Annotated in this window: 17 protein-coding genes and 1 pseudogene; 11 read left to right on the top strand and 7 right to left on the bottom strand. The window is 66.1% G+C overall.

Annotation, left to right across the window (positions count from 1 at the left end):
* Positions 1–34: 34 nt before the first annotated feature.
* From PV364_RS36980 to PV364_RS36970, 3 genes are all read right to left on the bottom strand, one after another.
* Positions 35–544: a MarR family winged helix-turn-helix transcriptional regulator gene (locus tag PV364_RS36980; protein ID WP_319665313.1), complete on the bottom strand. Its 510-nt coding sequence runs from the start codon at positions 542–544 to the stop codon at positions 35–37.
* A gap of 161 nt (positions 545–705) precedes the next feature.
* Entirely contained in the window at positions 706–1,773 is a 1,068-nt protein-coding gene (locus PV364_RS36975; protein ID WP_319665312.1) for an MBL fold metallo-hydrolase, read from the bottom strand.
* 54 nt (positions 1,774–1,827) lie between these two features.
* Entirely contained in the window at positions 1,828–3,000 is a 1,173-nt protein-coding gene (locus PV364_RS36970; protein WP_319665311.1) for an NAD(P)-dependent alcohol dehydrogenase, read from the bottom strand.
* A 448-nt stretch (positions 3,001–3,448) separates the two neighbouring features.
* On the opposite strand from PV364_RS36970, the gene PV364_RS36965 reads away from it, so the two are divergent.
* The 5 genes from PV364_RS36965 to PV364_RS36945 all read left to right on the top strand — a co-directional run bounded on the left by PV364_RS36965 (position 3,449) and on the right by PV364_RS36945 (position 8,061).
* Complete coding sequence (locus PV364_RS36965; protein ID WP_319665310.1) at positions 3,449–4,915, top strand: aldehyde dehydrogenase family protein; 1,467 nt, start codon at positions 3,449–3,451, stop codon at positions 4,913–4,915.
* A gap of 145 nt (positions 4,916–5,060) precedes the next feature.
* Positions 5,061–5,693 (top strand): malonic semialdehyde reductase, encoded by a 633-nt coding sequence (locus tag PV364_RS36960; protein WP_319665309.1) that lies wholly within the window; start codon positions 5,061–5,063, stop codon positions 5,691–5,693.
* 104 nt (positions 5,694–5,797) lie between these two features.
* Positions 5,798–6,328 carry a MarR family winged helix-turn-helix transcriptional regulator gene (locus PV364_RS36955; RefSeq protein ID WP_319665308.1) on the top strand — a complete coding sequence of 177 codons (531 nt, stop codon included), beginning with the start codon at positions 5,798–5,800 and terminating at the stop codon, positions 6,326–6,328.
* A gap of 219 nt (positions 6,329–6,547) precedes the next feature.
* Positions 6,548–7,456 carry an LLM class flavin-dependent oxidoreductase gene (locus PV364_RS36950; RefSeq protein ID WP_319665307.1) on the top strand — a complete coding sequence of 303 codons (909 nt, stop codon included), beginning with the start codon at positions 6,548–6,550 and terminating at the stop codon, positions 7,454–7,456.
* Complete coding sequence (locus tag PV364_RS36945; RefSeq protein WP_319665306.1) at positions 7,453–8,061, top strand: YceI family protein; 609 nt, start codon at positions 7,453–7,455, stop codon at positions 8,059–8,061. The genes PV364_RS36950 and PV364_RS36945 overlap by 4 nt, the downstream gene beginning before the upstream one ends.
* A gap of 270 nt (positions 8,062–8,331) precedes the next feature.
* Here the strand turns inward: PV364_RS36945 and PV364_RS36940 are convergent, their stop codons facing one another.
* Positions 8,332–8,799, bottom strand: coding sequence for a helix-turn-helix domain-containing protein (locus PV364_RS36940; RefSeq protein ID WP_319665305.1), 468 nt, complete (start codon positions 8,797–8,799; stop codon positions 8,332–8,334).
* Between PV364_RS36940 and PV364_RS36935 the strand changes: the two genes are divergently transcribed.
* Positions 8,794–9,681 carry an NAD-dependent epimerase/dehydratase family protein gene (locus tag PV364_RS36935; RefSeq protein ID WP_319665304.1) on the top strand — a complete coding sequence of 296 codons (888 nt, stop codon included), beginning with the start codon at positions 8,794–8,796 and terminating at the stop codon, positions 9,679–9,681. The two genes, PV364_RS36940 and PV364_RS36935, sit on opposite strands and share 6 nt — an antisense overlap.
* A gap of 101 nt (positions 9,682–9,782) precedes the next feature.
* On the opposite strand, the gene PV364_RS36930 is transcribed toward PV364_RS36935, so the two are convergent.
* Positions 9,783–10,637: a helix-turn-helix transcriptional regulator gene (locus PV364_RS36930; protein WP_319665303.1), complete on the bottom strand. Its 855-nt coding sequence runs from the start codon at positions 10,635–10,637 to the stop codon at positions 9,783–9,785.
* Between the two features lie 442 nt (positions 10,638–11,079).
* On the opposite strand from PV364_RS36930, the gene PV364_RS36925 reads away from it, so the two are divergent.
* Together PV364_RS36925 and PV364_RS36920 are read left to right on the top strand one after the other, a co-directional pair.
* Positions 11,080–12,291 carry an amidohydrolase family protein gene (locus PV364_RS36925; RefSeq protein WP_319665302.1) on the top strand — a complete coding sequence of 404 codons (1,212 nt, stop codon included), beginning with the start codon at positions 11,080–11,082 and terminating at the stop codon, positions 12,289–12,291.
* Entirely contained in the window at positions 12,288–13,295 is a 1,008-nt protein-coding gene (locus PV364_RS36920; protein WP_319665301.1) for a DMT family transporter, read from the top strand. Before PV364_RS36925 ends, PV364_RS36920 begins: the two co-directional genes overlap by 4 nt.
* A 245-nt stretch (positions 13,296–13,540) precedes the next feature.
* Here the strand turns inward: PV364_RS36920 and PV364_RS36915 are convergent.
* Positions 13,541–14,545, bottom strand: a pseudogene (locus PV364_RS36915) (UvrD-helicase domain-containing protein); the annotation flags it as partial.
* A gap of 361 nt (positions 14,546–14,906) precedes the next feature.
* Between PV364_RS36915 and PV364_RS36910 the strand changes: the two are divergent.
* Together PV364_RS36910 and PV364_RS36905 are read left to right on the top strand one after the other, a co-directional pair.
* Entirely contained in the window at positions 14,907–16,043 is a 1,137-nt protein-coding gene (locus PV364_RS36910) for a hypothetical protein (RefSeq protein WP_319665300.1), read from the top strand.
* 93 nt (positions 16,044–16,136) lie between these two features.
* On the top strand, positions 16,137–20,105 hold the full coding sequence (locus PV364_RS36905; protein WP_319665299.1) for an ATP-binding protein: 3,969 nt from the start codon (positions 16,137–16,139) through the stop codon (positions 20,103–20,105).
* A gap of 400 nt (positions 20,106–20,505) precedes the next feature.
* Here the strand turns inward: PV364_RS36905 and PV364_RS36900 are convergent, their stop codons facing one another.
* Positions 20,506–20,805, bottom strand: a complete 300-nt coding sequence (locus PV364_RS36900) for a hypothetical protein (protein WP_319665298.1) — start codon at positions 20,803–20,805, stop codon at positions 20,506–20,508.
* Between the two features lie 479 nt (positions 20,806–21,284).
* On the opposite strand from PV364_RS36900, the gene PV364_RS36895 reads away from it, so the two are divergent.
* On the top strand, positions 21,285–21,692 hold the full coding sequence (locus PV364_RS36895; RefSeq protein WP_319665297.1) for a hypothetical protein: 408 nt from the start codon (positions 21,285–21,287) through the stop codon (positions 21,690–21,692).
* The last annotated feature ends 769 nt before the right edge of the window (positions 21,693–22,461 follow it).

Raw genomic sequence — 22,461 nt, 5'->3', positions numbered from 1 at the left:
CGGCCACACGCGGTGAGCCGGGTGGAGTGCCTGGTCAGCACTCGGAACTGAGCCTGGCGAAGCCAAGCGTTTCCCAAATCTCGCTGAGGGTCTTCAGCTGCTCATCCGTGAGCTTGCCGAGGAATTCCCTTCGTAGATTCACCAGATGAACTTTGTTGGCCCGGCGGTAGGCCTTGCGGCCCTCCGGGGTCAGCACGGCGTCGGAGCCGCGGGCGTCGGTCTCGCACTTCTCCCGCTTGACGAAGCCCCTGCGCTCCAGCTCGTCCACGATGCGCGTCAGGCCGCTCCGGCTGATCAGCAAGGACGCAGCGATGTCCTTCATCCGGATCCGGCCCCCCGGCGACTCCGCGACGGTGAGCAGTACCTCGAACGAGGACATCGAAATGTGCTCGGTGTCCACAAGTTCTTGGTCGAGCGTACGCAGCAGCTTCAGATGGGTGGAGAGAAAACCCAGCCAGACCGCCAGTTCCACCGGGTCCAGCGGCCTGGACGGCGAGGACGCTCGGGCTGTGGTCTGCCGTTCACTGTCGGCCTTAGAGTCCACGACCCCTCCCAGTAGTTTGTTTCACAACGAATTATATCAAGGTGATCGGAAGCCGGGGAGCCGGCTCGCTGGTCGGCACCGGGCCTGCTCCCTCGTCTTCCCCGCGAAAGCGGGCGGCGTGGATGACGGTCACCGCACGCCCTGCCCGCTTCCGATGCTGGTCAGGCTTCCTGCGGGATGATCCGCTTCTCGAAGGCCGTCACCAGGCCGTACTCAAGGCGCAGGGCCTCGAGGATGGTGTAGGCGTGGTACTTGGTCATCACGTCTGCGCCGGCCAGTCGCTGGCCCCAGGTCTGACCGTTGTCGGTGACCTTCTCGAGGGTCTTCTTGGTGACGTAGTTGGTCATCTCGTTGAAGTAGTTCTCCCACAGGACCCAGGCGTTGCTGAAGCCGATGCGCTCGATGAACTCAAGGTCCTCGGCCTGGTCGAGGGCTTCCTTGGCGAAGGCGATGATGTCGGCCGTGTAGTCGCGGGAGGCCTGGGCGTCCTCGCGGGTGCCCCAGCGGTTGACGTGGCCGGAGACGACGGCCTTGAAGTCGTACTCCAGGATCCAGTCGTGGGCTTCGGCCCAGCCGCGGATGTTCTCGGAGGCGTCGCAGTGCTTGAAGGCGCTCCATCCGGGACTGATGATGTCGATCGCCGCGAGGGCCTTCTGCTTCGGCGTGTAGATGAAGATGTTGCCCGGCGTGTGGTTGACGCCCTTGTAGTCGAGCTGGAACTTCACACCGTTGACGTCGAGGGTCTCGCTGGTGGAGAAGGTGTGGGTCGGTGTCGGCAGGCCCCTCGTGCCGCCCAGGTCGGGCCAGCGCTCGATCATCTCGCGGGTGTACTCGTGGGAGACGACGGTGAGGCCGTCGCCGCCGAAGATGCCGGCCGCCCCGATGTGGTCGGAGTGGTAGTGGCTGTAGATCAGGTGCGTGACGGGCTCGTCGGTGACCTCCCTGATGGCCCGGAGCATGTTCACGCCGAGCAGTGGCGGGGCGTCGATGGCGACGACGCCGTTGCCGGTGGCGACGAACATGGCGTCGTAGGCGCCGGAGGTCACGTAGAAGGCACCGTCGTTGATCTCTTCGACGTGGTAGCCCTTGGCAAGCCGGTCGGGGAGGAACAGCGTGCCGTAGGCGTCGGCAGGGATGGGCCGGTAGTCGGAGAGGGTGTTGAGCGGCATGCCCGCAGCGCCCAGGTGGTGGCGGTCGGTGGGAGTGCCGAACTTCGCGTGGTCGTTCATGGTCTTTCCTTGTTCGAGTGGTGACGGTTGGACAGCGCAGTCGGGGTGGTCCTGCTACTGCTCGATGCGCAGGATCGGCTTGATCGCGGCGCCGTTCTGTGTGTCGGTGACGGCCTGGTTGATGTCGCTGAATTCGTAGAAGCTCACCAGCCGGTCGAACGGGAACCGTCCGGCCTTGTACAGGTCGATGAGCTGGGGGATGAACAGCTGCGGGATCGAGTCGCCCTGGGCGATACCGCGGACGCTGCGCCCGCCCAGGAGGGTGTTCATGTTCACCGGCGCTTGGGCTCCGGCGGGTGCGCCGCCGATGAGGGCGGCGGTGCCCAGGGGGGCGAGGGCGTCCACGGCGAGTGTGAGCATCTGGGGGCGCCCCGTGATCTCCAGGACGTAGTCGGCGCCCGAGCCGGTGATCTCGGCAATACGCCGGGCGGTGTCCTCTTCCTTGCCGTTGATGGTGTGGGTGGCTCCCAGCTCCTGTGCCAGGGCAAGTCGCTCGGGGACGACGTCCACCGCGATGATCGGGTCGGCTCCTGCGACGCGGGCCGCCATCACAGCGGCCAGCCCGACGGTCCCGGCGCCGATCACCACGACCGAGCTCCCGGCGGGTATCCGCAGCGAGTTGAGGACGGCGCCGGCGCCGGTCTGCAGACCGCAGCCGAGGGGGCCGAGCAGTTCCAGCGGAATGTCGGTGCCCACCTTGACCACGTTGCGCTCGGTGGCCAGGGCGTGGGTCGCAAAGGAGGACTGGCCGAAGAAGTGACCGTGGACCTCCTCGCCGTCGCTGTCGGCACCGCTGCGCAGCGCGTTCGTACCGTCCATCCGAGAGCCGCCGAAGTTGATGGGGAAGGCGTGCTCGCAGTAGGCGTAGTAGCCGCTCAGGCAGGGGCGGCAGTGGCCGCATGCCTGGTATGACATGACCACGTGATCGCCGGGGGTGACGGTGGTCACAGCACTGCCGACCGCCTCGACGATCCCGGAGCCCTCGTGGCCGAGCACGGCGGGGAGCGGTACGGGAAGGTCCTGGTTGCGTACGTGAACGTCTGTCTGGCAGACGCCGACCGCGACGACCTTCACGAGTACCTCGTCCGGCCGAAGCCGGGTGTCGAGAGTGAGCTCTTCGAGCTGGAAGGGCTGTCCCTTCTCGCGTACCACCGCGGCGGTGACCACCGTGGTGCCGAGAGAACTGCCTGAGGAATGCGGTGAGAGTGAACTCTCCTGGTCCGCCATGGTGACTCTCCAAACCGGGTGCACGCGCTGCGCCGGCCGCTTGCCGCGTCGTCGCGCGAGTCGATCCATCGGCTGCCGATGAGGGCGCCTGGAAACAGGGACGAACGTTCGGGCGGGATCGCTGTTCTGCGACCACCCAGACCATATAGTTCGTTCTGCAACGAAGGATAGGCACGCGTTTCGTGCAGGGTCAAGCGATCGACCCGGCGATCTCGACTCGGGGAAGTTGACCCTCGCCCATCGGGACCAGGGTATGTATTATTCGTTGCAGAACGAACTATCTATCGGTGCGTCAGTGCTCTGAGCAGCCGATTTCACTTGGCTGGCGTGTTCACGTCTACCCCTCCGGCGAGTGCGAGGTCCTGCCGGGCCGCATGCCCGCCCCGTCTTCGCCGGTGCCGCGCAGCCGGCCCATGCCGTTCATCACCGCCACGAGGAGATGCATCCCATGTCCCCCACCACCGCCGGCACGGTCCACGTCCGCAACTACATCGACGGAAGATGGACCGACTCCGCCACGACCTCCTCCTCCCTGGACCCCGCCACCGGACAGCAGCTGGGTACCTTCGCCGACGGCAGCGCCGACGAAGCCCGAGCCGCCATCGATGCCGCCCGGAACGCCTTCGAAACCGCCGACTGGTCCCGTAACCGTGACCTGCGCGCGCAGGCCTTGTTCGAGATGGCCGACCGCATGACGGACCGGCGCGACGAGCTCGTCAGCCTCCTGTCCAAGGAGAACGGCAAGATCGTCCCCGAGGCTGCTCTCGAGGTCGACCTCACCATCTCCAAGATCCGCTACTACGGGGCACTCGCCCTGACCGAATCGGGGCGTGCCGCAGAGGTCAAGCCCGGCCTCTACTCCATGACGCTGCGCCAGGCGGCCGGCGTCGCCGGGGTGATCGCACCGTGGAACTCCCCTGTGATCCTGTCGGTGCGGTCCTTCGCGCCCGCGCTGGCCGCCGGCTGCACAGTGGTACTGAAGCTGCCGGGCCAGACCGCGCTGACGAACAACCTGCTCTACGAGATCGTCGACGCCACCACGTCACTGCCCAAGGGCGTTTTCAACGCCTTCACCGAGTCCGGAAGCACAGGTGCCCGGCTCATCGTCGCGGACCCCGACGTGGACGTCATCAGCTACACCGGCAGCACCACGGTCGGGCGCAGCATCATGGCCGATGCCGCCCAGAACCTGAAGGGCATGTCTCTGGAGCTCGGCGGCAAGACCCCGATGATCGTCTTCGACGACGCCGACCTCGATGTGGCCGTTCCCGTCCTGGCCAAGGCCATCACCACCTTCACCGGTCAGTTCTGCATGACCGGCAGCCGGGTGTTGGCGCAGCGCGGAATCGCCGATGAGCTGCGGACGCGGCTGTCCGCCGCGCTGGAGGCCGTGCGGGTCGGTCCGGGTGACGACCCCGCCAGCGAAATGGGTCCCCTCGTCGACCGGGCCAACGCCGAGCGGGTGGATCAGGTCGTCGCCGACGCCGCCGCCTACGCAAAGATCCTGGTCCGGGGCGGTCGTATCACCGACGGGCCCCTTTCCGCTGGGGCGTTCGTTCGCCCCAGCCTGGTGGAGGTCGATGACGTAGCCCGGCCGATCGTCCAGCAGGAAGTCTTCGGCCCTGTCGCCACCTTCGAGGTCTTCGACGACGAGGCTGACGCCATCGCCCGTGCGAACGCCACCGAGTTCGGCCTGGCGGCAAGCGTGTGGACCCGTGATGTCGACCGCCCGCTGCGCGTCGGCCGAGAGTTGGAGGCCGGCACCGTTTGGGCCAACACCTGGGCCGTCATCGTGGACCAGATGGAGGAGGGCGGCTTCAAGCAGAGCGGAGTCGGCCGCCTCAACGGCATACGTGCCCTGGAGGAGTTCCAGGAGATCAAGCACGTGGTCCACCCCGCCCCGCGCCACAACTGACCCACGTCTTCCGGCGGCCGCCCGGCTGGCCGGATCTGCGGCCCGCCACCGTCACGACCGGCGGTGCCCGCTCCCCTCCACCGTTGCCCGGGCCCTGCGTTGCGAGCCGCGGGTGGAGGAACCGACCGGAAAAAGGAAAACCCTCATGACTCTCGATTCGACCACCCCGCCCGATCTCTTCGAGGAGCATCTGGCTCTCGATCCCACCGCCCGGGAGCTGCTGTTCACCGCAGCCCGTACGGCCAACAATTTCGCTGACGAGCCGGTTCCGGACGACCAGCTGCGGGCCATCTGGGAGCTCGCCAAGTGGCCTCCGACCTCGGCGAACGTCAATCCCCTGCGCGTGCTGTACCTGCGCACCGATACCGCCCAGGATCGTCTGATCCCGCACCTGGCCGAAAGCAATCAGCACAAGAGCGCATCGGCTCCGGTGATCGCCGTACTGGCCTACGACACCCAGTACACCGAGCACGTGCCCCGTCTGCTCCCGTTCCGCCCGGAGATGAAGGAGATGCTCGAAGCCGACCCTGTCCACCACCAGGAGCAGGCCCGCTTCAACGCGGCGCTCCAGGCCGCGTACTTCCTGCTGTCCATCCGGGCGGCCGGCCTGACCGCGGGGCCCCTGGGCGGATTCGACGCCGAAGCGGTGGACCGTGAGTTCTTTCCCGACGGGCGGCTGAAGTCCTTCCTCGTCGTCAATATCGGCAAGCCCGGCGACGACCCGTGGTTCGAGCGACTGCCGCGTCTGGGCTACGAGGAAGTCGTCCAGCTGATCTGACTGCGTCCTGGTACGGGCGGGGCATCCGCCGGGCAACACGATCCCCGCCCGTACCAGGGGGTGATGCGTCACTGTCGCCGCAGCTGTCCACTCCAGGAGCAACCATGGCCACAATCACCACCCCACCGCCGGGGCTCGAATCACACGAAGAGCAGACCCTTCGGGCTTTTCTCGGTGCCGCACGCCTGCTCTCGGAGGAGTTGGGCCAGGAACTGCGCCGCGCAACAGGTATGCGGCAGATCCACTACGAGATCCTGGGGTGGCTCGAAGAGGCACCCGGGCACCGAATGGCCATGGGTGAACTGGCCCGTCGAGCCGCAGTGTCGGCGAGCCGGCTGTCGCACCTGGTATCCAAACTCGAGGAATTGTCCTGGGTACGTCGTCTGCACACCCCGGACGATGGCCGCTGTCACCTTGCCCAGCTCACCGATACCGGGCGCGCCGCTCTCCGGGAGGCAACACCGTGGCACGCCCGATACGCCCAGGAACGTCTCCTGGACCTCCTGTCCAGGGAGCAGGTCGATCAGCTGCGGCAGATCAGTGAGCTCCTCCTGAGCCGGCCGCCCGGCCTGGCCCTGAGCGACGGGGCGGAGGCATCCGGGCAGCAGCATGAACCCGGTGCAGGAACCTGCTGACACGCTCGCGGTGCCTTTTCAAGGCTGAACATGCCGGACTGTTCTTGAGATGGCAGCCCGGAGGGCCATGGTGTGCACCGGACCCTGCGCGGTCACCGTCAGACGCAGCGGCACATCATCCTGAGACAGCGTAAGTCCTGCTCTCTCTTCCATCTCGCGCCCCGTCGCGCGACGACTTCCCGCCAACTGAGACGCACGCCCCTGATCAGGGAGTAGACCATGGCAATCCCAACTGGGTCCGTCGGGCTCAACATCGACCCTTCCGCCACCGGCCTTGCATCGGCGCGGCGGCTGGCACAACTGGCAGACACGGCCGAACTGGACTTCGTCGGAGTGCAGGACCACGTCTACCATCCGGATTTCCTCGACACCTGGACATTGATCACTTCGCTGGCGATGAGCACGCGCCATGTGACCTTCATGACCAACGTCGCCAACACCGCGCTGCGGCCACCCGCGCAGCTGATCAAGGCCGCCTCGACACTCAGCATCCTCAGCGCAGGGCGGGTCGCCCTCGGTGTCGGTGCGGGAGCCGCTCCATCGGCGATCGCGGCGTACGGCGGGCCGCAGTACAGCCCTGCCCAGGCCACCGACGCTTTCGAGGAAGCCCTGCAGGTGATGAAGGCCATGAACGACCCGGCTCAGACCTCTGTGCGCTCTGACGGAAAGTACCACTCCATCCGCGGAGCACACCCGGGGCCGTTTCCTGCAGAGCCGGTGCCGATCATGGTGGGTTCGTATGGGCCGCGCATGCTCAGGATCACCGGCCGGCTCGGCGACGGCTGGCTTCCTACCAACAGTTACGCCCCGCCGGCACGGATCCCGGAACTTCAACGGGCGATCGACGAAGCAGCCGTCACTTCCGGCCGTGACCCCAGAGCCGTCCAGCGGATCTACAACGTCATGGGGACCATCACAGACGGCGGCAGTCCGGTGTTCGAAGGTCAGAATCTCGTCGGGCCACCCGGATTCTGGGTGGACACCCTGAACCGGTACCGCGAGGAGTTGGGCTTCGATTCCTTCCTCTTCTGGCCCGTCAACGCGGACAGCGAGGCCCAGGCGGCGGTCTTCGCCGACAAGGTCGCCCCCTCGGTCCGCGTCCCCCACCCCCAAGGAGTACAGCGGTGACCGTCTCCCCGTTCGCGCCCGCCGCCACCCCGCCCACCGGCACCTGGTACATCGATCCGCTGCATTCCAGCGTCGGATTCGTTGCCCGCCACCTGGGGTTTGTCCGCGTCCGTGGCCGCTTCACGGACGTCGAGGGCACTGTCCGCATCACTGACCCGGTGGAGGATTCGAGCGTCGAGGTGCGCATCGCCACGGCAACCGTGGACACCGGGGTTCCCATGCGTGACCGGCACCTGCGTTCACACGAGTTCCTCGGCTCCGAACGTCATCCCGTCATGGAGTTCCGCGGTCACTCCGTACGTCGCCAGGCCGGCCACTGGTCGATGGAAGGCGACCTCACCATCGCGGGAAGAACCCGCCCAGTGACACTCACCGGCGACTTCCTGGGCGAGGACGTCTTCCCGTTCACCGGTGGGCGCCGTCTGGGCTTCACCGCACACACCCGGCTGGACCGCCGCGAGTTCGGTGTCTCGGGACTGCCCCCGGCTCCGGGAGCAGAAATCTTTGTGGGAGCGGAGGTCGACATCGAGCTAGAGATCAGCATGATCGAGCACGACATCCGCGCCATGGCCGAACAGACCCTCGGGCGACCGCTCGCCCTGTAGCCGGACCGCCGATGCGTTCAAAGCGGCCGTGCAGTCGGCGGGCAGAGGCATGGCGTCGATGGCCGCGAAGGCCCTGTGCCCTGCTCACCATGGCGATGGAGGCAAGATCCGGTGGCCGGCATGCCAGCAGCGGAGTGCCTCGGCAACGTGCCCGCCAGACCGTGGACAGGAAACGCGCCCACTCCATCAGCCACGGCCATCCTGCAGCGCTCCGCTACCGTTCGGGCACGGGACAGACGAAATGGCCCCGGCGCTGGCGCCTCCGAAGACTCAGTTCTCCTGGGCCTCGGCGCGCTCTCGGGCCTCGAGTACGTCGTCGGCGTGCCGTTCCGCCCAGTCCTTCACGGCCGCGATTGGTTCGAGGAGGCTGCGGCCGAGGTCGGTGAGACGGTACTCAACCTTGGGGGGAACGACTGCGTACACCGTCCGTTCGACCAGGCCGTCTTTCTCCAACCCGCGCAGAGTCTGCGTCAGAACCTTCGGTGTGACGCCACCGATCCGATCACGTAGTTCCGAGAAGCGGTGCACGCCCAGGCTGAGGGCGATGACGATCAGCAACGTCCATCTGTCGCCCAACCGGGTGAGCACCATGCGGGACGGGCAGGCGGGGTCGAGCACATCCTTAATGGTTTCCATCAGGTAAGTATGGCACTTTGAAGTCATCAGTATCCAATAGATACCATGAAGTTGATGAGGCTCCATCGCCGGCGCCTCGGGATTGGAGACTTCGAGATGCATGTTTTCCTGACGGGCGGAACCGGCTACATCGGATCAGCAGTCCTGCGTCGACTGATCGGTGACGGGCACAACGTGACGGCGCTGGTCCGCAGCGAGGAATCCGCAGCGAAAGTCACCGCTGCCGGCGCGAAGGCCGTGACCGGTGACATCACCAACGTGTCCTGGCTCGCGAACGAACTGGCGGGGGCGGACGGCGCCATCCACACGGCCAGCCCGGGTGACGCAACAAGCCCCGACGTGGACGCGGCCGTCGCCAGGGCTGCGCGGGAGGCCTACGCCGGAACGGACAAGCCGTACGTTCACACCGGCGGCATCTGGGCGTACGGCAACGGCGAGGACATCACCGAAACCACCCCCTTCGCCTCCCCCCCTCTGGTCGCCTGGCGTGAGTCCATCGAGAAGGAAGTCCTGGCCATTCCCGGTGCCCGTCCCACCGTTGTGGTGCCCGGGGTCGTATATGGCCACGGAGGCGGGATCGCGAACCTGATCTCCCGCGCCCCCCGGACCGAAACGGGTGCCTTCACGCTGATCGGCAACGGCACACAGCACTGGGTCACCGTGCACGTGGACGATCTGGCCGACCTGTACCTCCGGGTGCTGCGGAACGGCAGGGCGGGGTCGTACTACATCGCTTCCGACGGCACCAACCCTGCCGTGCGGGCCCTGGGCGAGGCCGCTTCCCGCGCTGCGGGCACCCCGGGAGCTGTGAGCCCCGAGGGACCGGATGAGGCCCGTGCCCGTCTGGGTTCGCCGTTCGCCGACGCGCTACTGCTGAGCCAGCAGGCGTCCGGACAGACGGCCCGGTCGGAGCTGGGCTGGAATCCCGTCCGGCCGTCCCTCATCGAGGAACTGCAGAACGGTACGTACGCACCCACGGCGTGAACTGGCAGGTGTGGGCCGCAGACCCGTCGGGTCTGCGGCCCACACCTGTCAGTTCACATTGCAGATCCCCTCTGGAGGATCGGTCCGCACTCTTCGGTTGCTCAGGCAGGCACGCTCACCGCGGCAACAGTATGCGCATCGCCCGCGAGCGCCATCAGGCGCCGGTAGGACTCCAGGGCGCGAACGCCGGCAGTGGGCGACGGCCGATACGAGATCAGTTGCAATCCGGGAGCCTGCGGCGGCTCCAGCGCCTGGTAGGAGAGCTCCAGATTCCCCACCAGTGGATGAGTCAACATCTTGAACCCGCTGCTCTTCCGGACCACCGGGTACTCATCCCATATGTCGCGGAAAATATCACTTCCGAACCGGAGTGCCTCGAATACCTCGCCGAACCGGGGATTTTGGGGAAATCGCGCCCACGAATCCCTCAGAGTTCCCGCGGCACAGCGGGCGGCATCTTTCCAATCGCCGTAGAGAGAATGACTTTCAGCATCCAGGAAAATGGAAGAGATGATGTTTCCGCCGTGCTGGTTCATTCCGTAGAGAATCTGGGCGGAATCATTCCAAGCCAAGATGTCCCCCCAGGCGTCCATCACCAGTGCCGGGCCGCTCAACTGCTCGCGCACCAGGTGGGACAGGTCCGGCAGGGCTGCGGCTACCGCTGCCGGGTCGTACACCACACCCTGGGGACGCGCCAGGAGTTCCAGGTGCTCGCGCCCCAGCGAGTCGAGCCCCAGGGCGCTGCTCAGTGCGGCGATCACCGGCATCGATGGGTTCTTCTCCCGGCCCTGCTCGAGCCGCACGTAGTAGTTGACACTGACGCTGGCACGCGCTGCGACTTCCTCGCGGCGTAGGCCAGAGACCCGGCGCCGCCGAGTCCTGGCAACGTCTGAGGGAACCGCGGCAGCGCGGCGCCGCGATTGCAGGAACTCTCCCAGAGGCGTGACAGCAGCCACAGGGGCACCTCTCACGGATTAGTGCGTTATTCACTCGTCCGGCGCCTGATCCCGCCGATCTTTGGGAAACCGTTGGTGTGCGATGCATATTCCCCTGCTCAGACCGACTGGGTGGGTGTGCCACTCCCACCCTTGAGGCGGTCATCCTCAGGGCTGTCGCTGCTGATTTTCGTCCTGCATGCTGAGGGTCATGAGCAATAAGATCACCCCGCGGCATTCGCATACTCCTGCGCCTCTTCGCTCTGCTTTCGCGCACAGTGGCGCCGCCGTCGAATTCAAGGACAGGACGTCAAGGAACGCCAACGTCCTGGACAGGCTCATCAGGGGTGAGGAGAATCCCTCCCGGAAACTCCTCTTCAGGAACGCCACAATCCTTACCGGAATCGCCGGCCGAGGGGCAGTTCGGGGCAACGTTCTCGTCGTCGGCTCACGCATCACGGAAGTGGGTCCGCACGCGGGCGCGGGTGTCACCGACGCCAACGGCATCGTCATCGACGCGTCAGACCACATCCTCATGCCCGGCTTCGTCGACTCCCATTTGCACGCCTGGGAAGGACAGCTGCGGGGCATGTCCCCCGATGCCGACTTCGACCAGTACCTGGAAGTCGCACACAAGTCCCTCGGCACCTTCTACCGCCCCCACGACACGTACATCGGCAACCTGCTCACCTCGTTGGTGAGCCTGTACGCGGGCGTCACCACGATCGTCGACAACTCCCACAACTCCCGCACAGCCGATCACTCCTCCGCAGCCGTGGAGGCTCTCTTCGACGCGGGTATCCGCGCCGTGCACGCCGCAGCGGCACCGCGGTTCGGCGACTGGGACCAGCAGTGGCCGGGCGACATCGACCGGCTGCAGGCCGAGTACTTCCCCTCGGCCGACCAGTTGGTCACGTTGCGGATGATGGACACCACAGCCGATGCCGACTCCTGGCGGTTCGCCCATGAGCGGGGCCTGTGGGTGTCCTCCGAGATGGGCGCCGACTGGGTTGACAACCTCGTCGACCTGCACAAACAGAACCTCGTTACCGAGACCCACACCTTCAATCACTGCCTGGGCCTGACCGAAGAAGAATGGCAGATCATCGCTGACACCGGTGTGAAGGTGAACGTCTGCCCCCGCTCCGACACGCTCTTCGGCCTCGGCCCCTCCTTCCCGGCCATCGATGAGGCACTGGCCTTCGGGATTCGCCCCGGACTGAGCATGGACAACGAACTCAGCTACGGGGTCGACATGTTCAGCGAAATGAGCGTCCTCACCCACCTCCAGCGCGGCCGGGTCCACCAGCGCCGCAACGCGGCGGAGCCGGACCTCCCCGAACCGATCTCCGCTGACGACGCCATCGAATTCGCGACCCTGCGAGGCGCGGAGAACGCGGGCCTCATCGACAAGGTGGGCTCCATCGAGGTGGGCAAGGAAGCCGACCTCATCCTCATCGACACCACCGCCCCCAACACCATCCCCGCCACCGATCCGGTGGCCACCGTCGTCGCATACGCGCACCCCGGCAATGTGTCGGCCGTCTTCGTCGGCGGCAACGTCAGGAAGTGGGACGGCCATCTCATCGGCGTAGACATGCACGCGGTGCGCACCGTCGCCGAGCAGTCCCGGGACTGGATCGTGGAGCAAGCTCGGAAGCAGGAGACGGCGTGACCGACACCCAGCACACGCCCGCTGACACCGCGACAGGCAACGATCACACAGCTCCCGTCCAGTCCGCCCGAACGCCGTGGCGCGGAGCCGCCCTGCTCCTGACCGTGGCAATCGGTGCGCTGATCCCACTCCAAGGCCGCATCAACAGTGCGCTCAGCACCCACCTGAACGACGGCCTGGCTGCCGCTGCCCTCAGCTTCGCCGGCGGATGGCTGCTCATGACGCTGGCCGCCGTCGCCTCCCCCGGGCTGCGCCGCAGCCTGGGCCGGCTCCTCGGCGCCTTCCGGGACCGCCGTCTGCCTCGCTGGTACCTGGTTGCTGGCGTCTTCGGTTCCTCCCTGGCCCTGGCACAGTCGACAACCGCCCTGATCACCGGTATCGCGGTGTTCACCGTCGCGGCGATCGCCGGTCAGACCGTCAGCGGACTGACGGTCGACTCCATCGGGTTCGCCGGGAGCGCCCGGCGCCGCCCTGCGCCTGCTCGGTTGGCCGGGGCTGCCCTGATCCTGATCGCCGCGGTGACCGCGGCATACCCCCAGCTGTCGTCCGGTGACCCCTTGCATGCCCTGCTGCCGGGGCTCGCCCCGCTTGTCGCGGGCTTCCTGCTCGGCTTTCAGCAGGCGATGAACGGTGCGTCCGGAGCAGTGTCGGGTTCGCCTCTGGCCGCAACCTGGCTCAACTTTTGTGTGGGGACCCTGTTTCTCGCGGCGATCTGGGCAGTGAAGACCCTCATAGGTGCCAGCCCGATCAGGGCGTTGCCCACCGACCCTTGGTTGTATGCGGGCGGGCTCTGCGGGGTCGTCTTCATCGCGGCATCCGCCCACCTCGTACGCAAGGTCGGAGTACTGCTCCTCGGCATGGGCTCCATCGCCGGACAGCTCATCGGATCCCTCACCCTCGACCTTGTGATGCCGGCCGGTAAGGAATCCCCCTCCGTCCTGACCGTGCTCGGGGCCCTTGTCACACTGGCAGCCGTCGGAATCGCCTCGCGCCAACGACGGTGACCACACCGGGTACCTCAAACGGCCAAATGCCGCCCCACCATCCGACGATCGGCCACGTCGCCCGCCATACCGCCGAAGGCAAGACGAAACGCGAGATCATCCGATGCCTCAAGCACTACAACGAAACGCGAAACTCTGCTGGACCTGCTGGCCGTCGAACCGCAGCTGACCGCCCACTACTCAATGACCGGCGCTGCTGCGCGGCCAGCACAGGGCGCGCGTGTTCATAAACCACGATGAACAACTCAGGCCGGCGGCACGGCAGGTACCAGGCCGGGTGAGCGCCAGGGATTGCCGGCGGGGTGGTCGTAAATCCAGGTCAGGCCGCCAAGGTCGAGGCGCTGGCGGGCGCGGGTGACGGCGACGTAGGCGAGGCGGGCGTCTGCGTCGTCGATCGGGCCGGGCACAGGGTTTCCGTGCTCGTCGCGCTTGTCGCTGTCCTTGGGCGGGTGGAAGTCTCCGGCGATCTTCACCTGGGGCCATTCGCGGCCCTTGGCCTTGTGCACGGTGGAGACCGTGACCTGCGCGTTCTTTTCGTCGACGAGGCGGTTGACGGCAGCCAGGATGGCATCAGCGCCGTGCTGTTCGACGAGGTCGACCAGCGGCTGCAGGTCACCGCCGGCGGGGTCGTGCTCTGCGTAGTCCTGCAGTTCGCCCCACGTGGTGAACAGCACCAGTTCCGGGTGGGTGGTGCGGCGTCCGTCCTGCAGGTCCCGCGCCGCATACGCCAGGGTGCGCAGGCTGTCCCCTCCCCCGGCCAGGGCGACCCGGCGGCCGAGGCCGAGAAGGCGCACGACTTCGGCCATGGCGCCGATGTTGCTGCGGCACAGGACCGCGTCCGGCCTGGTGATGGTGTCGATCTCGGTGGGGATCGTTTCGGTGCCCTCCAGGCGGATCGGGGCGCGGGCGATCGCCAGCCACCGGTTGGCCTCCAGCGCCAGCAGCGGGCCGAAGCGGAAGGACTGGGTCAGGGACAGGGCGGTGCCGTCGAAGCCGGTCATGACGTCCTTGGCGCCGCGCCAGCCGTAGATGGCCTGCGCAGAGTCTCCGACCATGACCAGCTGGGCGTGGCCGCGCTGGTTGAGCAGGACTTGTTCCAGGACGGGGTTGGTGTCCTGGGCCTCGTCCAGGAGCACGAAGTCGGCCTTCAACTTTGGGTCGGACAGCGCCCACATCTTCAGGTAGTGGTCGTGCTCGAAACGCACCGCCCCAGCATCGGGGTGCTGCAGGTCTGCCCAGGCAGCGCGGGGGTAGGGAAGGCAGCGCGCCTCCCGAGTTGTCACTCTGCGGTGGCACTACTCCGCTAGATTCCAGCGCGCACCCCCCTATCGCTACGTACCTGCTATGCACACCGTTTCCGAAGGCTGAGCGATCATTCATACTCACAGGCTGTGATCACTCGAATCAGTGAACCGCTAAAGCGTGAGGTCGAGTTGCTTCCCACAGCCTGTTCCCGCAGCACCTCAGGGTCCGCAAACGCCCGGTGTGGCATCAGCGCGTGCCGACCTAAGCACTTCCACCTCTGGTCGGCGTCTCAGCCGGTGCCCACGTGGGGCTTGTACCTCGGGGGGAGCACAATTGTCCTGGGGCACGAGGAGCGAAGGGGGAACCGTGCGACCTGAGGATTTCTTCGTCGGCACGCCCACCAGCTGGGGCGGGCTCGGCCCGCTGAAGGTGGACGTACTGGAAGCCTTGCGCTTCGGCCCGACGGCCGACATCTCCGATCTGGACGCCGCGCTCGCTCTGACCCAACTGTTGCACGAAGACTTCGTGGCCAAGGGCACCGGTGGCGGGGAACGGATGAACGATGAGGAGGTGACGATCGCCATCAAGGGACATAGAGCCCTTCTCCAGCGCCTGGCTGTCGCACCGCCCGACTTTCCGTTCAAGGACTTCACCGGCTTCCACAACTACTGGCGTCGAAACGGCATGTCGGGTGGAGGTGGCTGGCAGGCGCGCCGCGAGTACGTCGAGGACCTGCTGGGTCCGGTAAGAGCAGCCCTGGACAAGCTGCAGGACCTCGAGTACGAGCAGCGCCTTCGAATGGGGCCTGGAGGACAGTTCAAGAACCTGATATTCGCGGCCGATGGCCCCAAACCGAGGATCGTTCTGCGTGACGCGGTGAACAACGACGTCGAGGTCGTACAGAACGCCGAAAACTGCCTCGTGTACGACGAGGCCTTGCCCGCCTACGGCTTGACCTGGCGGCAGATGGTGGACTGGTGGATCCGTAAGCACCAGCCCGGAGCTGATGAACCAGAGGCAGCGCGGAACCTGTACGGCAGGCTCGCCGCGTCCTTGGACTCGCATCCCGAACGGTTGGTCTTCCGTGCCTATTGCGCTCGTTACCGACAGCCAGACGGCTTTGACCTGCCTGCTTTGATCCCCCAGGTGTACCTGCACTACGACCCCTACACCCGGCAAAGCCCCCACCATGCGGTGGCCCTGGCACGGCAGCGCATGGACTTCCTTCTTCTCGCCCCCGACCGCTCCCGCATCGTCATCGAGGTCGATGGAGTCCAGCACTACAGCCAGCCCCGACGGCTTCCCGGTCTCGATGCGCCAGTGCACGTCGCCTCGCCCCAGCTGTACTCCGAGATGGTCGCCGAAGACCGACGCCTGCAGCTGGCCGGCTACGAGATCCACCGTTTCGGCGGCTGGGAACTCAACCGCCCCCAGGCCGCACAGATGCTCGAAGAGTTCTTCACCGACCTCCTTCAACGGCATCAACGGCCTGTCCTCCCGTGACAGCCCGGGCAACTGGGCCGGCAGCTGCGTCGTTGGACTACGCGGCTGGGGTGGGGGTCGGCGCTGACCGTAGTGCGACCTCAGCATCCACAGATGTCTGTGCACGACTCTGCTGCAAGGCAGATGATGGCCTCTGCTGACTGGTTCAGTAGTGGAGGGGTGCGTGTGTTCCCGACGGCAAAGGTCGCTCTTCAGGAACTTGAGAACGACCGGATTTTTGAGCGGGTCGCCCTGCATGTGCTGCGGGTTCGGTTCCCTGACCTGCGTATCACGACGTCTTCCGGAGATCTCGGGCGTGACGCGTTCGGGCGGCCTTTGTTCGGCGAGGACGACAAGGTCGTGCTGTGGGTGAGCCTGCAGAAAGTTTGGACGAGCAAGCTCGAGTCGGAGTTGGTGAAGAACCGCCGACACGACCGAAAAGCCGAGGCATTCTTCGTCACAAACCGTTCAACCAAAGAGGCGACCAAAGAACGGTGGAGAGCCAAGGCACGCCATGACTACGACGTCGCTTTGGAGATCGTCGACCTGGGAGAGCTGGTCACCGAGCTGGAGGTCGATGCCCTGAGGTGGGTGGCCGAGGTCGAGTTGGGTGTCACTCCACGAGCCCCACGGAGGCTGAAAACCGCCGCGGAGTACGTCGATCGACTAGCCCTGTCGATTCCCGGGATGACGGCACCCTTGGTGGGGCGTAGCGAGGAGAAGAAAACCCTGTCTTCGGCACTTGAGGCTGGAGACCCGGCTGCCCGGATAGTGATCGTCGAGGGAGCCGGCGGAGCGGGGAAGACTCGGCTGGCGATTGAGGCCGCACGATCGACCGCTGCGGTTCTGGTTGCCCCCACTGGCGTGTCGTTGACAGTGGACGCCTTCACGGAGGCGCCCGTGGACGGCTCCCTGATCGTTGTCGTGGATGACGCCGACCGAGCGCACGACCTCAGCGGCATCCCCGCAGTGCTCCACGACTCGCGCTTCGACCGGGTTCGGTTCGTGCTCACGATGCGCCCTGGGCGCAGTCCCGGGGTGCTGCAGCGGTGGGGGGTTGAGTACTGGTCCGGTCCGGTCGTTGGTATCCATGGCCTGGACCGTGCAGCGGTGGACGAAATCGTCGCAGGCCACGGCATCGGTCATCGTGCCTTCCGCCGAAATGTCATCGACCTGGCACAAGGCAATCCGCTCATCGCCCATACCGCGTGCATTGTTGGACTGGTGGCAAACCGGTTCGCGTGGACGGACGCAGCCGACCTCCTGCGCGATACGGTGCTGCGCCGTATGCCCACCAAAGATGGTTCGCAGGCTCATCGAGCTGCGGCAGTGGCTCTCGCGCTGGTCGGCACGGCACAAGACGGAGAAGACCTGGCAATGCTGGCCGGAGCGATCACGTATCTGCCACCAGGCCCGCACGAGTTGTCCTCCTTGCTCGACGATCTCTCCGACGCCGGACTTGCCGATTCTTCCCCCTACAGCGTGCGTCCCGCCGTTGCCGGGCCCGTTCTTTTGGCGGACGCTCTCGACCCGCAAGCCCGCGTGAGGCTGGATGCAGGCCGGGCGCTGAGCGCGTTGATGCAACGGGCCGGCATCGACGGGAGTTCGGAAGCCACGCACCGGCTGGGGGAGGTCAACTTCCGGCTCGGGCCTCAATTGAACAGCTTGGCGGTGGCCGCGCGGGACCGCAATGATCAGGTAGTGGCAGGCCGTTTGCATGCGATGGTTCGGTCGCTGCTGCCGGTCGCGGCAGATGTCAGTACGTGGACGTCCGTCGTAGGTCTCGCGGCCGAAGTCGTTCCAGCTTCCCCAGGACTACTTGCAGACCTTGGTGAACAGCTCGTCGCGCAGTGGCCACCGGCATCATCGCCTCGTCTGTGGGATGACGATGCAGTGGCTCACTATCGGCACGGGCTGCAAGGCCTCGCGCAGCGGTTCGCGGCTCTGGCCGGGCGCGTGGAGCTGGATACGACGCCCAGCCCGGTCAGTGTGCTGCTTGACGTGGCATGGCTGCTGGAGCCGGCGCTCCCGGCAGCGGACGAAGAGCGTCGCAACGGCGTGCTGAACGCACTCAACGCCTGGTGCACGACGCCTCCCCCCATGGGCAACATCCGTGTCGTCGATGAGTTGTTGGACCGGCGTGGGGAAGTTCTACGCTCCATCGCGCAATGGCAAAAGGACCGTACGTCGTCGCTGCCACGAGGCCTGAGGGATGAGGAAGCCACAAAGCGTGGTAAGGACGTGCTCGCACGGGTGCTGGTGACTGCTGTGCGGCCACTGCTGCGTGTCACCGTCGAAAGTTCCTCCCGCCCGCCAGAGGCAGCCGACTCCTTGAGCCTGCATTCCTGGGTACTGCCTGATCGCCCAGAGACAGCCGCACTGCTGCAGCAGGCCGTGGCGCTTCTCGCGCTGCTCCTGGACGAGCCGGAGCTTCGTGCCGAGGGGGGCCAGCCCGTCTTGCACACGCTTGTGGGCCTGCCCCGAGAGCTCCGCGCCGAAGGCGCTCGTCCTCTGCTGTACGCCAACACGGCGATGCCCGCTCATGCGGTCACACTTTTGGACGCGGCGGCTGATCAGTTCTCCGTGGAGATCGCCGCCCGCTGGGCCTCGTTGCCTGTGCAGGTCAAGCGCAGCGCTGCTGACGCAGTCATAGGCTTCGCGCCCAGACCGGCGACTCTGCGTGACGCCGCCGATGCCGACGACCCCGTTGCGGCGGCAGCAATCGCCGATCCTGAGCTGACTCGTCTCATGGTCCTCCAGCCGCTGTCCAGCGCCGCGCAGTGGCGCGAGGCCCAAGAAGACCACCGCAGGGCCGCGGAACAGCTGGCGGCCGAGGTGAACGTGCATGAGGCACTCGAACTACTCGATCAGACAGGACCTCACGCACGTGGTGCTGCTTCCACCGTCCTACACGTATTCGCCTATGCGGTCGGGGCTGCTGCGGCTGATCCACAACCTGTCCTAGACCGCATCGCGCGAGCTCCTCTGGCCGGGGAAGCCTCCTCGCTGGCCGGCCTGGCCCAGGCGCATCCAGACGCTGTCTGGGACTGGATCGAAGCCCGCGTAGAAGACTCCCGCCTAGTCGCAGCCGCCCTGGGCTTCGCCGACAGTCACCCCGCACGGGAAGCCGGCCTTCACCAGAAGATCGCGGAGAGCATCGCTGCCGTTCCCACACCCGACAGCCAGGGGGCCATCGAGCTGACGCTGCAGCTCGCCATGCACCTGGTCGCCTGCGGGCAGCCTCTGCCCGCGCGCTTGAAAACGCTGGCTTCTTTGCTCTCCCGCGGCCCGTCCCCCGCCCTGCCCCGCACCCTGGAGATGACCGGCTTCGTGCTGGATGCAGCGTCAAAAGACAGCGTGGACATCGACGACACCCTGGCGACGGCGTTCACAGACGCGCTACAACGCCGCTGCGACGAAGCCCACAGCTCGGGAAAACTCGAGTTCGACGAAGACACGGCGTATGGTGCGGCAGCCATAGCCGCTGTGGTGCCGGCGTCGTTCGCGACAATGCTCGTGAGCAGACTCGTATCCCCCCAAGGCCCGTTCCGAATGCCCTCGGCTTGGAAACGGTCGCTGCGCAGGCAGTCCCCAGCGGCGCGACAACAGGTGACGGCAGCCTTCTGTGAAGCGATGGAGAGCGCCCGGGCGACCACGCCCCTCGGCGAACAAGTCGAACTGGCAGCTGCATACGTGCTGACCGCTCTCGGCGAAGGCACCGCTGCCTGGGCAGACCTCATTCGCAGGTGGGCGGGAGGATCCCCCGAGGAACGGCAGCGAGCGGTGGCTGCCATCCAAGAATCGTGGCGCGACCCCCTGTGGCCTGAGATCGTCTCCACAGTCCTGGCCGCCAGCATCGACGCTAACAGCCGCTCTGAGCTGATGATGAGCGTCGTCTGGGGCTTGGGAGACGACGACTACTCGAACGACGTTCAACCCCGACGCGCAGTCCTCGACCCGCTCCTCAGCGATAGCAGTCTCGCCGTGCGTTCCTTCGCCATCGACGCCCTGCACCGCATCGACACAGAAGAAGAAGCCGACCGCAAGCGCGAAGAAGATTTCCGCCGCGGATACCGAACCTGAGAGGGCATGAGACTTTCGAGCTGCAATCGCTGACTCACGCCTACGCAACACCGCACCAGCGCGCAGCGGGATCCACCCCCAACCCAGGAGGAACGGCAAAGCCCTGCCGGGCACACCACTCCCCCGCAGCCCGGAACACCAGTGGCAACTGCCCAGGAAGGGCCTCCAGGCCCGACCGGTGCGCGCAAGGAGTTGCGACTGAAGCGCAGGGCAGGCGGCAGTGCTGTTCCTGTTCTCTTCCTCGGGCGGTCCAGCGCGCCCTGGCGCTGGCGGGGGTGTGGGGGCAGCGCCCCCGCGCCTTGACCCCCGCATAACAACTCACCTGGTGGCGGGTCTCGGCGGACTCGCGGCACTTACGGTCCTCCTCCGCGTACTCTGCGTACTCCAATCCAGTGGGCGTTCACAACGCAGGTCTGTCGGATGAGATTACGGCGCTGCGGTCCTCGGGGTAGGGGTAGTAGACGGTGGTCTCGGCGGCGTCCGGGTGCTCGCGGGACAGCAGGAGCTCCAGGGCGCTGCGTGCCTCGTCCAGCGCTCGCAGGGCGGCACCCACCTTCTTGTGGGGTACACCATCGGGGCCGCTGTTCGGGTAGGTCTTGTCGAGTTGGACGGCCCGGTGAGCGAGTTCATCGCGGATGCCGGCAAGCACACGGCCCATCTCGATGTGTTCATCCAGGGTGAGGCGGGGCTTCTTGGGCATCCAGGTCTCCGTTCGGCCGATGGCTGGGGGCGCATGCTCAACGACGGATGCGGGCGGGCGTCCCTGCAGACCGGTCTCACCGCGGCTACGGGGGGATGGACCGTTCGTTGACTCGCCGGGTCACGGTCCGGCACGGTGCAATGGGGTTCTTAGAGGTCGAGTTCGCCCTTGGCTGGGCCAGCCCGACCGTCCACTTTCCCTTCGCCCTGAGTGTGTCCTTCACAGCGGTTCCCTCGTTGACCTGGAGGGCCGCATGAACCGATGAAAGGGACAAGATGGGCCGAGCTGTGCCGCCTGCCGTGCGTGAACGAGCTCGAGAGCGAACCTGCCCGAGGTGCCACGCCGTACCCGGACAAAAGTGCGCACCTGACCGCGCTGGTCGCTCTCAGCTGCACAGCGACCGTATCCACGCTGCCCGCCTGTCCCTGCGGCCTCTTCCACCGCACCGCATCCTGCCGCCCGAAGAAGACCGAACATTCATGGAGTGGAACGCTGACGCTGCGGACACTCCAATCGTGTCCTGGCACCCTGAAGTGGTGCGGGACCTGTGCGACTCTCCAGATGAGATCGCCACCCTGCTGTGGCTAACGCTGGCCGAGGCCGGCATGCTCCGGCCTGAAGCTCCCGCCCTCAGCAATTTCGTCCTCGGGCTGATGCTCATGCCGCTCCGCTACCTCACCAACCAGGAGTTGCATGAGGCTGTTGACCGGCTCGCCGCGCGTGGCTACCTCCGACGCATGGACTCGAACGACATCGACGCGGTTACTGTCGACCCCAACGTCGTCCAGATCATCAAGCGCCGTGAGCTGGACCCGCGGTTGCTAATGCAGTGGAACGCTGCAAAGGCAAGCTGGCCCGGACCGCCTGTTCCACATCCGGAAGACTGAGAGCGATGGCAGCCTCGACCGCCAGCCTTACCTCGAAGCCCCGACACCTGACTTCCTGCACCGGTCGGGCAGGCAGACGGCGCTGTCCGGTGGCGCTTGCATGCCCGGCGGAGGCTATCCGGCGTGCTCCAGCAGAGCCGCGCGGTGACCGCCGTCTGCGCGTCCGCGGCTCTCCGAAGGAGACAGCGTTTCGCAGGCATAACAAAGCGGCCTCCCGGCTATTGCTAGGGAGACCGCTTCAGTCCGGGCGCTTCGCTGCAACGAAGCTCCATCGGATGATGCCTGGGCCACAGGCAGAGTCCCCCCCTGAAGCTGGGGAGATGCTCATGTCCAGGTTGTTCCCGCTACCTGCAGATCTATAAACTCTTTGCAGTCAACTTCGCTGCTGGGTGGATCGCCGCTGTCCAGACAATGAGACATTTCAGATACCAAGTGTCTTCTGAGCGCACCCACGTATCCCCTCCCCCTTGACATCATCTTGCACTGCATCAACTCGACTTGTTTCTCGGCTTATTGGCCCCACAAGTTTCCAGGTGACACCATCGACGAACGTCGAAAGGAACGCTCGGGAAACGATGTTGTACGAGAACGAGGCAAGTGAACGAGATGTGGGTAATCCCGTCTTGGGGGAGCCCCGGCAGCGTTGGCTGCAACCGGCGCTGAGCTTGTTCCAGGGCTCCTGCTGTTGTCATCGTATGCCTGGGCCAACAGGAGAGTCGGATGAGCGTTTCGCCGTCCTCGGAGACGAGGCGTAGGTCAGAGCAGGTCC

The organism is Streptomyces sp. MI02-7b (assembly GCF_033793585.1).
Taxonomy (GTDB): Bacteria; Actinomycetota; Actinomycetes; order Streptomycetales; family Streptomycetaceae; genus Actinacidiphila.
This window is presented reverse-complemented; position numbering and strand designations above follow the sequence as displayed.

Bases quoted from the DNA above. Each gene is read 5' to 3' on its own strand.
- PV364_RS36950 (WP_319665307.1), top strand. From the start codon at position 6,548: ATGGCAATCCCAACTGGGTCCGTCGGGCTCAACATCGACCCTTCCGCC.
- PV364_RS36955 (WP_319665308.1), top strand. From the start codon at position 5,798: ATGGCCACAATCACCACCCCACCGCCGGGGCTCGAATCACACGAAGAG.
- PV364_RS36940 (WP_319665305.1), bottom strand. From the start codon at position 8,799: ATGCATCTCGAAGTCTCCAATCCCGAGGCGCCGGCGATGGAGCCTCAT.
- PV364_RS36905 (WP_319665299.1), top strand. From the start codon at position 16,137: ATGTCTGTGCACGACTCTGCTGCAAGGCAGATGATGGCCTCTGCTGAC.
- PV364_RS36975 (WP_319665312.1), bottom strand. From the start codon at position 1,773: ATGAACGACCACGCGAAGTTCGGCACTCCCACCGACCGCCACCACCTG.
- PV364_RS36970 (WP_319665311.1), bottom strand. From the start codon at position 3,000: ATGGCGGACCAGGAGAGTTCACTCTCACCGCATTCCTCAGGCAGTTCT.
- PV364_RS36960 (WP_319665309.1), top strand. From the start codon at position 5,061: ATGACTCTCGATTCGACCACCCCGCCCGATCTCTTCGAGGAGCATCTG.
- PV364_RS36895 (WP_319665297.1), top strand. From the start codon at position 21,285: ATGGAGTGGAACGCTGACGCTGCGGACACTCCAATCGTGTCCTGGCAC.
- PV364_RS36965 (WP_319665310.1), top strand. From the start codon at position 3,449: ATGTCCCCCACCACCGCCGGCACGGTCCACGTCCGCAACTACATCGAC.
- PV364_RS36900 (WP_319665298.1), bottom strand. From the start codon at position 20,805: ATGCCCAAGAAGCCCCGCCTCACCCTGGATGAACACATCGAGATGGGC.
- PV364_RS36935 (WP_319665304.1), top strand. From the start codon at position 8,794: ATGCATGTTTTCCTGACGGGCGGAACCGGCTACATCGGATCAGCAGTC.